This is a genomic window from Chitinophaga sp. 01L420 (assembly GCF_056399985.1).
Map to the genome: position 1 here is coordinate 189,643 of NZ_JBFTSK010000008.1, position 12,645 is coordinate 202,287.

Consider the following 12,645-nt stretch of genomic DNA (forward strand, 5'->3'; position numbering starts at 1 on the left):
TCTGCGGGTTATTTCATGCTTACATAATACCTGTTCGCACTATCTTTCACGATAGGCACATTCAGCATTTTACGTAATATCACCAGTGTTTCATCAGCAGATTTATTTTCCAAATCTGCGGTGAGCCTGCGTTTATATAGACTGCCAGCAGAAGGTGGCAACAGGATTTCCAGGCCGTAGTAACCATTCACTGCATCCAGCACTTCTTCCAGCGGAATATTACGAAACTTCAGGTGCCCTGTTTTCCAGGCCAGCTGCGACTGACTTTTTACCGTTTTCTTCTGTAATGGATGGTGCAGCTCCCGTTTTGCCTGCATATTGGCCGTTAGCTGCATCTTATTGCCTTTATCAGGTACGAGGGTAACTCTTCCCTTCACCACGAATACCTGGGAAAGCGTAGCCGTTTTATGCACATTAAATGCGGCATTCGCCGTATATAAAACAGTGTGCTCATCCAGCTGCATGCGGATACGCGCCGGTTGACTGATTTCAAAATAGGCGTCACCGTTCACCATCTGCAGCTGTGGCGTTACACCAAACTTAGCCGCATAGGAGATCGTTGTTTCCTTATTGGTGATGACACGGCTATTCTTTGCCAGGCGCAAGGTATCAATATGGCCAGTATGATTAACGTATTGCAACATTCTGCCATCGGGACGCCATTTATAAAAAATAAATCCGGCCAGAGCGAGTACAATAACTGTTGCCAAAACTACCCACTTCGGGTGAAAAGAGCGGGCCTTAGGTTCCCGCAACACTGGAACAACAGGAGTGACAGGTATAACAACAACAGGAACGCCTTCCCCCAGCCAGTCGGTCAACTGCCGTTCCACATACGCCGCCTGATCAGGACCAGCAGCGATCAGCGCAGCTATTTGTTCCTGCAAAAGCGGGTCCTGCGGAGACTGTATATATCTTGATATCAGGTCACTGACATCCTGCTGCGGTTGATACATATTAAATGGATACTGTCGGCTATAGCTGCTATGTCCGGCAAGATACTTAACTTCCATACAAGTTCCACCGCACAGGCATCGCATTTGCATACAGACAGAATAAATAATTAGGTCACTTCGGCAAGGTTTAATATTTTTAGTAAAGACGAACAAGGCAAAAACGATATGTATGTCACCTGAACCTTTAATTCATAACGACCAGGAATATATTGAGGGATTGCTTCACCATCAGCCAGCAGTAATAGAAAGTATTTATCAGCGGTTTGCTTCCAAGGAAAAGCGATTTATTCTCCAAAAAAGCGGTCATGTAAAAGATGCCGCCCATATCTTTGAAGAAGCCCTCATGGATATCTACTATTTTGCCCGCCGTCACCCTCTCAAAGTAACCGACTTCGAACCCTTTCTGCAACTATTGTGCAAGCGCGTCTGGGAACAGGAACTGGAAAGACGGGGACAACGTATCCCCGGACTGGAAGCAGAAGAATTGTCTACCATGAGCAGGGATGATATCCAGGATGTGGAAGATGTACTGAAAGAAGGAGAAAAAAGAAGACTGGCCTATCACTACTATCTCGCATTATCCGATGAATGCAAAGAACTGCTCCGCTGGTCGCTGACTGAGGGCTGCCTGCAGGAAGACATTGCTGCAGAAACTAAAATACCCGTTGCTGAATTACCCGAACGCAGAACCGCCTGCTTCCGCAGCCTGTTCAGAGACATCGATACAAAACTGAAAGCCAATAGTCTTTCTGAAAAAGACCTGCTGGAAACAGACCGCTTCCTGAGCGCACAAATGAGTGAGGTAGACCGGAAAGCATTCACAGAACGCTTGCAAACAGATGCGTTGCTGAATCAACAGGTGAAAAGATTTGATATCGTCCGGCAATTGCTGGCACAAAAAATATGCAGTGATACCAACAGGGATGAACTGCAACATCTGTTGTTTACCCACCGCAATGCCTGGTATACCCTGAAAGACAACTCCGCTATTCCCATTCGTAATTACGTGATACTGACAGCAATGATAGCAGCAGCCATGGCGATCCTGCTGTATGTGAGCCCGTGGAGTAAAAATATTTACCGGCAGTTTGCTTCTACAGAAATGCAGATACCGGATATCGACAGCTTACGCTTGCCGGAAGAAGCCATTATACAGTTTAACCACGGCCATTTCAATGAAGCCGTTGTATTGCTGAACAATGCACTCAACATTAATCCGGGCAACTTATACGCCCGCTATTATCGTGGTGTAGCGCTGATAGACCAAAACCAGCTGGAAAATGCACGTAAAGATCTCCTCACTGTTTATAACAACAGCGGCGATCTTCGGAATGAAGCAGCCTTTTATATGGCATTGAGTTATCTGAAAGAAGGGCGCAAGCAACAATGCCTGGAGTGGCTGTTGAAAATTCCACCCGGTGCCCCTAATTACCTCAAAGTGCAGAAACTGATAGAAGAATTAAAATAATTAACTCAGGTATTGTCCTTTACTACAATGGATAATATTTTCCACTTCTCCTTTAATCAATTCATAAACAGGCGCCTTGTCTGTTTTAATACGTACCAATTGTTGTAATACCAGGAAGTAAATTTCACCTCTGTTACAGCCGTCAATCTGGGCTTTAAGAATGTTATGTTTTACCTCTTGACAACCGGTGGCATCCAGTTTCTGGTAAATTACATACAAGTCGTMCATCCAACTCATATCTCTAAAGTTTAAACATAGTGTATAGTCCCCTAAAGTTAAGCATTTACATTAACAAAATATACCATCCGAATCTTAATTAATTGTAAATTCTAAAGTGCTCAGAACCAGATCACAGGGTTCCTTACAGGGAGGTTACGTAACACTTCTTCTTCCTGGGGATCAGGGTTCAGGGACAACCATAAACGGTAATATTCACCATTTTTCAGGGCAGCAGCGCCAAAAATGAGGAATGGCTGCGCTACCGGCCAGTTATTCCAGTACATCACGTCATGGGCATAGGGCCAGCTATTTTTATTTTTTACATAGGGAGACAGGAATGCAATACCCTTGCCGATGTTCCGGCCATTTCCCAGGGTATACTGCCACAGGTTATTTTCTTTAGTGCTCAGCAACTGGCAAACAGTGCTCATAGCATCCAGGTTAAACAGCGAGTAGCCGTAAGGTTTAGTACGTTTCAACTCCCGTGGAAAACTGCCATCATCCGCCATTTGCCCTGGCAGCAATACCGTTTTATACCGGTTTATACAAAAGTCCATCAGCTCCCGGTTGTTCACAAACCGGGCGAAAGCCGCTACCTGCATCACCCAGCAGGTACCATGATTGTTGGCAGCATTCATTTCGTCTTTGCCATAAGGATGCGTGGTAAGCCATTGCAGGTAAGTACTAAACCAGTCTTTGAAGGCTCGCAGATCAGGGGGTGGAATAGCTCCCGCCTTTTCCATAATGCTTAATGCCTGCACTACTTCCATCAGGTGAATAGTATCGATAATACCAATGCCCCTGCCGGTAGCCCGTCCCTTTATTGCCTGTGCATATAACAGGGAAGGATTCATGCGGGTAGCGCTATCTTCAAACCAGGCCTTTGCATGCAACAGCGCATGTTGCAGATAAGTATTGTCTTTCGTAGCCACATAGCCCGCTGCCAGTGCGCCCATTACACGACTCAGCTTTATCATCGCCAGCCGGTGCGCAACAAAATTGTCTGGGTTGCTTTGTCCATCTCTTTGAATGTAAGGACTATCCGGATGCGTCGGATCCGGCCACCAGTAATCTCCTTCAGAATAGAAATCATGCAAGCCGCCCGCACTGCGTTCGCAACGGAAAGCCGTAATTGTTTCCGGCGCCTGCTGTAAAGCCCATTTGGCGCGGGTTACAATCGCGGGACGGGTATCTTTTATTAGCTGCTTCACAAAAGGCGATTGTGCATTGGCAGCATACGTTACACTTAACAACAATGCCAACAGCCAGGTAGTATGTTTACGCATGACCCTATTTTTTTGGGGTTAATGATAATACGCGTCCATCATGTCCGGCTAATTCCAGGGCGAAATTGCCACTGAAGCTGCCTAACACCTTGCCTGTCCAATAGTCTGTTACCTCGTATGTTTTATCGAGTTTTACGGATATTTTTTTGGGAGATGACTGCCAGTTGAGTAAGATCACCTGTTGTCCTGCCGCTGTAGCGACCCTTCCGGTTTCGAAATCTGTATTTTCAAAAGCGGCTGCTTTAGCGGTTGGCGGCACTGCTTTCCTCAAAACGTTTAGTCGTTCAGGTGATATTTTAGTAAGGTCATCTCCACTCAGCAACATGCCACCTGTAGCGTATAATAAAGCAGCATGAAAGTTAAATTCATTATCCGGCATCGCGCCTGTTAACACAAGGCAATCCGGATCATTCCACCACAAACGGCCATTCTGCCAGGCACGATAAAGGTTTTCGCGGCCCGAGCGTTCAAACACCGTCCAGTTACGTTTGATATCCATAGAACTGCGGCTGCCATGTACCAGGCCTAAAGAAGGCCACAGCGGATGATTACAGCCCAGTAAAAATGCATCTTTACTTCCTTTGATCACTGCTTCCATGCCACGGCGGTAAGCTTCTACACGGGTAGCCTGCTTGTCATAAAAATAGCCCCCATGAATAGCGCCCCAGAAATTGGCGTCCAGCTTAAAATACGTAACACCCCAGTCGTTGCGCATGGTGCGGAACAACTGCTCCAGGTGCTGCTGTACCGCCGGGTTTGTACCGTCCAGTACATACCATGGCTTCCAGCGCCAGCCACCAAAGGTCACCAGGTCGCTGCGCAACGGTGCGCCTGTCGCATCTTTTACCAGCCAGTCTTTATGATTTTTATAGATGGTCGAATTGCTGTCGCATATAAATGGCGCCACCCAGATAGCCGGTTCAAATCCTTTGTCACGGATACTGCGCAGCACTTGCTGTACGTTACCACCAAAGGAATTGCCCACTTCCAGCCAGTCGCCCATATGCGGCTGATATCCATCATCGATTTGTATGTACTTTAATGCCGGGATATTATTTTTGATATAATCCAGGTTATCATAAATATTCTGCGCCGTTACTTTAGGACCAAAGCAATACCAGGAACACCAGCCAGTAGGCGGTTGCTTAAATTCCAACCGGGGATGAAAATGATGGATACGATCTGCAAAACGATCCAACAGCTGATTACCATCTTTGCCGGTACCCAGCATCAGCTCTTCCAGGTTAAAAGTGGCGCCGGGTAACAATTCCAGGTTCTCCAGGTCTGTCACTACTTTAATGGTATCGGCAGATAAATAAAACTTGCCTACAAAGCGTTTGCTGGAAGTATATCCTAACAGCAACTGCACATCTTCGGCAGGATATAAACGCAACAGGTTATATACAGCCAGGTAGCCATCCGGTTGTGGTATTTTGTAATGTCCTGCATCTGTGTAGTTTCCCAGGTTTTCCGGCTTAGCCAGTGTACCGGCTGTTTGCGTCAGCATCTGAAAGCCTTCTGCATAAAAGGGTGTAGCGGCCGGAAGTATTTTACCTGCAACACCTGTGATCACTTCTTTCAATCGTACGGGTGTACTACCGGTATTGACTACACGTACTTCGCATAACTCTCCTTTCCAGCTGCGGGCCACTTTAATAAATGAAGGCGCCGGGCGGCCATCAGCGGTATACGCCACCGGCATACTATTTTTCAATGCCTGAACAAATCGCTCCGGATCTCCTGCCATGGCCGTGATGGCACTGCCCAGCAAACAACACAGTAAAAGCAAGTTGCATTTTTTCATCGTGGATATTATTTTGGTTGCATTGTTAATTCAAATAATTTCATCAACTCACTCCCCTTAATTTCATTCGCCCTGATAGTTATTTCATACTCACCTGCAGGGAGATAAATTGCCTTCAACGGTTTCACTGTTACTTTCGCCGGCTGAACATCATTAGTAATAACGTTATCGCCTACACGAATACTGTAACTCCCTGCTGCCGACGGATCGGCGGTATACTTTATACCGATCTGATAAGTGGCGTCCTTCACTGTACGAACCTTCCAGCTCACATATTGCGCAGTATCTTTCCAGTTATGTACGAAATACGCGGCCTTCTTGCCATCCCCGTTCTGCCAGCCACGACCATGAAGTATGCCATCAAATGCCCGCAATACGTTAGTAATATCCTGTGTATCCAGCACACGCACTGTATCTGTTTTAATGCCGTCCATTTCCAGCACTACCACGCTGCTAATGCTGTCTGGCGCTACTGCAGGCAGGGTTACGAGGATATCCTTTGTATTTTTACGCTGTACCGGTAAAGCTTTTTTAGTTTTATCACTTAACAGATAAGCCTTAGTTACTTTGCTTTCCAGGCCCCCTACATAAAGGGCCGTCCGCCAGTCGAAAACATGCAGGTATAATTTGTCGCCATTGCGGGTGCTTTCGCCCCAGGGCTGCACCGGCAGCGGGCTACTGCTGCTGCCGTAAATACTTTCTCCGTTCTGTTGCATCCAGGTACCAATGGTATGCAGTATGATCGTGTCCCGCAGATCAATGCTGCCATCTCCTTCAGGTCCGATGTTCATGAGCAGATTCCCTCCCCTGTCTGCCGCCTTAGCCAACAAACGGATAAAGAAGGAAGCGGGTTTATGACTGCTGTCGTATTTTGAGTAACCGTAGGATTCATTGGTGGTGGGAATCGCCTCCCAGTCACCGGTAACGGGATAAAACTCCGCGGGCCTGTCGGAAGTATTGATATAATCACCAAAAGAAATATGGCTACTCCGGGCCAAACGACCATTCACCACTACATTTTTATCCACTGCACGGATAGCCTGTAATACCCGGATATTTTCACTCAGGGGTAATTTATGTGGCGTATCAAACCATAAAATATCCGGATGATATCTTTTCAGCAATTCTACAATCTGCGGGATAGCTTTTTCATTCACATACTTCACTGCTTTAGGCAGCAACTCGGGATGTGCATCGTACCAGGCGGTGCCCCCATACAGGTTTTTATCTCCTCCCGGATTTTTATAATCCCAGTCATTACCCGGCGCATCAGGATGCTCCCAGTCGAATGCATGGGAGTAATAAAAGCCGAAGCGGATGCCATACTTTTTACAGGCGGCAGACAGCGCCGCCAATGGGTCCTGTTRAATATGATAATCCCCGATGGCGGTAGGATACATGGCTACTCCATCATGATGCTTGGCGGTGATGATCAGGTATTTCATGCCTGCCGCTTTGATCATGCGCACCCAGGCATCAGCATTGAAGTAAATAGGGTCAAATGTTTTTATCAACTGATCAGCGTACTCCTGCCGGCTGATCTTTTCTTTTCTCATCAGGTGCTCTGCATAGCCATCCACCTTCTTTCCTTTCCATTCTCCACCAGCAGCAGAGTATACTCCCCAGTGAATAAAACAGCCAAACTTGGCTTCCCGCCACCAGGCAATACGTGCATCATGATTTTTCATAGATGCTTTCCACCAGCCATTCACAGCAGTACTCACAGCGATGCTGTCGCGTGTGGCGGCGCGCTGTGTCAATATACCATCATCGTCTCCTTTTACCTGCGCTACAGCCGAATAAGCTATCACGCTAACGGCTACACTCAAAATTCCCTTTCTGATGCTCATAAAATATGATAAGTTTTACCAGGTGCAGTTGAAATATCATACTCAAATACTTTTTCCAACTGCAACACTGGCAATTTCGTTGGGTCTTTTACTTCCGTTTTACCTGGCACCTGTAATTGGTAGAATGGGTTATCATTTTTACCCACTGCAGCTTTAGCCGGTTTACCATCTACCCTCACGGCAACACGCGTACGAATACGGCAATTACCACCCAAAGCAGATCTGATGACGGCGTGGGTAAGTTGTCCGTTTTTCCACTCCATATCTACTTCAAAGCCTCCCCGCGCTTTCAGTCCCTTTACGTTACCGGCAGGCCATGCGTCCGGCAGTGCAGGCAACAGGTATACTACACCGTCATGACTTTGCAGCAACATTTCTGTAATACCAGAGGTCACACCAAAATTGCCATCTATCTGGAACGGAGGATGTGCATCAAACAGGTTAGGATAAGAACCACCGCTGTTATCCGCTACACTCACGGTTTGTCCGCCAGCAAGAAATAATTGTTTGTTTAACATGGTATAGGCGTGATTGCCGTCTTCCAGCCGCGCCCACCAGTTAATTTTCCACGACTTAGACCAGCCGGTACCACCATCGCCGCGCAACAATAAACTACGTTTAGCCGCAGCCGCGAGTGTGCTATCCCTGCGTGGAGAGATGAAATTACCCGGAAACAGGCCATACAAATGAGATGCGTGACGGTGGGTATCCTGTGGATCATCCCAGTCTTTGTACCACTCCTGCAATTGACCATACTGTCCCGTATGAAAAGGATACATTTCGGACATGGTTTGTTTGATACGTGCCACCAGTGGCGCATCCTGCTGTAATAGGGTGGCTGCTTGTATGGTGTTGTTAAACAAGTCATGAATGATCGACAGGTCCATGGTAGAAGCAATGCTCACCGTACCGGTAGGTTTGCCATCAATACGGAAATTATTTTCCGGAGAAGTAGAAGGATTGGTCACCCATTGTCCGGCTTCGTTTTTCACCAGCCAGTCCAGCATAAATTCAGCAGCCCCTTTCAGATCTGGATACATTTGCTGCAGCGCCTTTTTATCACCGGTAAACTGGTAGTGTTCCCACAGGTGGCGACTGAGCCAGGCGCCGCCCATAGGCCAGATAGCCCATTTGGGGTTACCGTTGGGGTCCTTAAAATCTATGCCACCGGCGGGATTGGTCATATTCCAGATGTCTGAATTATGATGCGCGGTCCAACCTTTTGCGCCGTAGTTAACAGCAGCGGTTACACGTCCGCTCTGCGACAGCTTATTAATAAACTCAAATAAAGGAATGCCGCAATCTGATAAGTTAGCCGTTTCAGATGGCCAGTAATTCATTTCAGTATTGATGTTAATTGTATAGTTGGATCCCCATGGCGGCTGCATTTCCTTATTCCACAATCCCTGCAGATTCATAGCCGGTCCGCCTTTGCGGGAACCTGCAATCATCAGGTAGCGGCCATATTGATACAGCAGCGTGGTTAACTGCGGATCGCGGTTACCGCCATGCTCCGTGTATACTTTCAGACGTTCGTCTGTAGGCAGCGCTGCGTCACGGTCTACACCCAGGTTGATAGCTACGCGGTTAAATAATGCGGTATAGTCTTTCAGGTGTGCCTGCAGCAACTGTGCATAATTACCCACTTTCAGCAGTGGCGCAGCAGCGGCGGCATGTTCATCTTTCCCATTGGGTTGGCCATCTTTAAAGCTGGTCCCAACAGATAATAACAACAAGGCTTCGGTAGCACCGGATATATGTACACCAGCGGTATCTGTTTTTACCTGTCCACCACTAACACGGGCATCCAGGTGTACTTCATAGTGAATACCTTTTTCGCCATACACGATCTGTTTAGGCTCATAAGGTCTGGCAGCCACATATTCCGGGCATCTGCCTTTCATCACCAGGTAATGATTATTCACTATGCTATTGGTATGCGGCATGCCGTTGGCAAAACGGGTACTGAAATTCAGTTGCCCGGCTTTACCAGCGGTATAGCGTATCACCAGCAGTTGTTGCGGATAACTGGAAAATACTTCTCTCGTATAGGTGATTCCGTTAGCCACATAACTTACGCGTGCTATCCCTTTATTCAGGTCCAGTTCGCGCTTGTATTGCGTTGCTTCCTGTGGTATATCGTTATCAATCAGCAGGCTGCCCAGTGTAAGATAACGGGCACTATAGGTACCCATCATTTTTTTTGCCAGCACATTCGCCTCTGCATATTTCTCTTCAAACAACAGTTTACGCATTTCCGGCAGTGTTTCTTTTGCCTGCGGATTATTACCATCACGGGGCACGCCTGACCAGAGATAGCCTTCATTCAGTTGCAGTTCTTCCTGTTGCACGCCACCAAATACCATGGCGCCAATACGGCCGTTTCCTACCGGCAATGCCTCTACCCAGTTTTGGGCAGGCTGCTTATACCAGAGTTTCAGCAGAGAGTCTGTAGGTGGCGCGGTATAGGTGTTGCGCGCAAAAAGCATTACAGCGGATGCTAACAGATACTTTATCATTAATTCATTATTTTTTAATTTGAGTCATGCCTGTTTCCATTCCTTTACTGGTGGCCGCTACCACTACTGCCCCATCGTTAACGGCTACACGAATACTCGCTTGTCCGTTGGCCAGTTGCACTTTGCGTGATCCTGCGGCAGTGCCCAGATCATCTATCAGCCGGCCGTTACCGGCAATAGAAAATGCTATTTCGTTGGCGGCATCCAGGCATAATACACCGGCGGCATCCACTGCCCTTACCTTTACCAGGTCYCCGGAATGTTCCAGTATCAGTTTCACAGGTGCTGTCCAGGAGGCAGTTTGGTATTGCCAGTTTACTTCATCGGTGATGGTTTGTTTTCCGTTGCGGGCAATTACTTTCACCACGTTATTACCGGTGATCAGTGCCACCTTCCAGCGCAGCCCGGCAGCAGGAAAATCGGAACTGCTGCGTTTGCGGATACCTGCACTTTTCCCGTTTACAAACAATTCAGCTTCGGTACAATTGGAGTATACGCGGATCTCTTTTTCTTCTCCTTCTTTTCCCCAGCGTATCAGCCAGGCATGGCCCAGGATATGTGCCATGGGCTGTTTGGTCCAGTAAGACTGAAATACATAATATATTTCTTTAGGACTGAGATCACGGGCAACGATACCTTTCTGGTTTACATAAGGTACGGGATTTTCAGGACGCAATGGCGTAGAGAAATCTTTGAAAACCCAGTAGGCGGAGCCGGTCAGCTGCGGCATGGTTTCCTGTTCTTTCAGGTGCCAGTCGACCAGGTTCACTGCATACGACTCAGACCAGTCGCCATCTTTAGACGCGCGGGCATTACCGCCGGTGAGGGCAAAATCGCCGGTGCGTTCATCTGCACCTTTACCGGTAGCTATCTGTTTAATGAATTTTTCCGGATCTTCTGAATAGCGTCCCTGGTGGCTGTCGGCTCCCCATTCTGCATGAAAGAAATGTGGCACTTTGGCTATTTCATTCAGGCTTTCCTGTTTGTATTCTGTGTAGCGGCCACGATACCAGCCAGCCCATATAGACGGAGAGTAAACATCTACAATATCCTTACAGAAATCACAGCGGCGGATGGTGGTTTTGCGGGTGCTATCCAGTTGATGTGCGAGTGTATTGAGCTCCGACATAAACGCGCGGATCTGTTGTTTATCGAACTCGGGGAAATCGCCTGGCCAGTCGTTTTCATTGCCCAGGCCCCATAATATCACCGCAGGATGGTTGCGGTGTTGGGTAATGAGGTTCGTCAGCATTCGTCTGGCCTGTGCCTTATATACTTCTCCACCCAGTCCTCCCCTGCACCAGGGAATTTCTTCCCATACGAGGATGCCCAGGCTGTCGCACAGGTTCAATACAATGCGTGATTGCTGATAGTGGCCGAGACGGATAAAATTGGCGCCCATCTTTTTTATCAGGATCATTTCCTGACGGATCATGTCTTCCGTCATAGCAGCGGCCACGCCGGCATGATCTTCATGGCGGTGAGTACCTTGTAGCAGGAGGCGTTTACCATTCAGTAAAAATGGGCCCTGTGTTACAAATTCAAAATGCCGGAAGCCGGTTTGCCCTGACCAGGTGGTCACGCCTGCGGCACTGGTTAGAGTGGCTTCCACGGTATATAACTGTGGTTGATCAGGCGACCATAGCTGTGGCTTTTTAACAGCGATGAAGGATAGTTGTTGTATGTCCTTTGTGGGGGTAATTGTTTGTTTAATTGTTTTGATGATATGATGCTGCGGGTCCAGTACACGCAGTTCCAGCGTAGCGGTGGTGATGTTCTCCGCATCGGAAAAGGCGGTGCTGATGTGCAGTATACCTTCTTTTCCTGCGGCATCTGTTTGTGCCTGTACGTGAAATGCATCAAAGGATAACGCGGGGGCATATACGATATTTACATACCGGTATAATCCGCCGTATACATTAAAATCAGACATATCGGAAGGAATCATTTCCAGGTCGCGGGTATTATCGCAACGGATGGAAATAGGTATTTTCCCTTTGTAACGTTTTGCTGCCGGCGACTGGAGAAAGTCATTCACGGCTGTGGTGATGTCGGCCGACCATTCATCGTAGCCGCCGGTATGTGCCGCTACTTTTGTCGTATATACATATACGGTAGTTTTTTGTCCGGCGCCTTCAAAGTGCAGCAGCGTACGTCCTTTATCGTAGGGGTTGTTGATATCCAGTAAGGTTCGGTACCAACCAGGCCCTTCGTAGTAGTTTTGGTCCGGGTCTACGGCATCTCTGGCATTAAAGCAATGTGGGAGTGTAATGGTTTTCCACAGAGGCACTGATTCAGGGCTACCTTCTGCAGCGGGCCTGACCGCTTCCCAGATACCACCCAGGTCACCCTGCAGGAATTCCCAGGACTGGTTAATACGGGCAGATTGCTGGGCCGTTACATGTGTGGAATAAAGTAGTGCCGCCAGGATAGCATAGCAGGCAGCTATTCTTCTTATCAACATTTTCGTACAGTTGTTTTTATAACCGGAATAAATCTGGCGACAAATTCTTGTCTGCCTTCTTTTTATTACTATACTTTAT

At 47.6% G+C, this 12,645-nt stretch carries 8 protein-coding genes; 1 reads left to right on the forward strand and 7 read right to left on the reverse strand.

Annotated elements, in window-relative coordinates; genetic code table 11:
- Window positions 1–8 precede the first annotated feature (8 nt).
- Window positions 9–1,013, reverse strand: a complete 1,005-nt coding sequence (locus tag AC1DP6_RS10855; protein WP_477054810.1) for a FecR family protein — start codon at window positions 1,011–1,013, stop codon at window positions 9–11.
- A 112-nt stretch (window positions 1,014–1,125) separates the two neighbouring features.
- Here AC1DP6_RS10855 and AC1DP6_RS10860 point away from each other — a divergent pair, with 112 nt between their 5' ends.
- On the forward strand, window positions 1,126–2,424 hold the full coding sequence (locus AC1DP6_RS10860) for a hypothetical protein (protein WP_477054811.1): 1,299 nt from the start codon (window positions 1,126–1,128) through the stop codon (window positions 2,422–2,424).
- On the opposite strand, the gene AC1DP6_RS10865 is transcribed toward AC1DP6_RS10860, so the two are convergent.
- The 6 genes from AC1DP6_RS10865 to AC1DP6_RS10890 all read right to left on the reverse strand — a co-directional run bounded on the left by AC1DP6_RS10865 (window position 2,425) and on the right by AC1DP6_RS10890 (window position 12,566).
- Window positions 2,425–2,661, reverse strand: a complete 237-nt coding sequence (locus AC1DP6_RS10865) for a hypothetical protein (RefSeq protein WP_477054812.1) — start codon at window positions 2,659–2,661, stop codon at window positions 2,425–2,427.
- 101 nt (window positions 2,662–2,762) lie between these two features.
- Complete coding sequence (locus AC1DP6_RS10870; protein WP_477054813.1) at window positions 2,763–3,929, reverse strand: alginate lyase family protein; 1,167 nt, start codon at window positions 3,927–3,929, stop codon at window positions 2,763–2,765.
- A 4-nt stretch (window positions 3,930–3,933) separates the two neighbouring features.
- Window positions 3,934–5,733, reverse strand: a complete 1,800-nt coding sequence (locus tag AC1DP6_RS10875; protein WP_477054814.1) for an alpha-galactosidase — start codon at window positions 5,731–5,733, stop codon at window positions 3,934–3,936.
- Window positions 5,734–5,741: 8 nt separating this feature from the next.
- Window positions 5,742–7,583, reverse strand: coding sequence for an alpha-L-fucosidase (locus AC1DP6_RS10880; RefSeq protein WP_477054815.1), 1,842 nt, complete (start codon window positions 7,581–7,583; stop codon window positions 5,742–5,744).
- The gene (locus AC1DP6_RS10885) at window positions 7,580–10,102 is read right to left on the reverse strand and encodes a glycoside hydrolase family 95 protein (protein WP_477054816.1); all 2,523 of its coding nucleotides are present in this window, start codon (window positions 10,100–10,102) and stop codon (window positions 7,580–7,582) included. Before AC1DP6_RS10885 ends, AC1DP6_RS10880 begins: the two co-directional genes overlap by 4 nt.
- A 7-nt stretch (window positions 10,103–10,109) precedes the next feature.
- Window positions 10,110–12,566, reverse strand: coding sequence for a glycoside hydrolase family 2 TIM barrel-domain containing protein (locus AC1DP6_RS10890; protein ID WP_477054817.1), 2,457 nt, complete (start codon window positions 12,564–12,566; stop codon window positions 10,110–10,112).
- Between the last annotated feature and the right edge of the window lie 79 nt (window positions 12,567–12,645).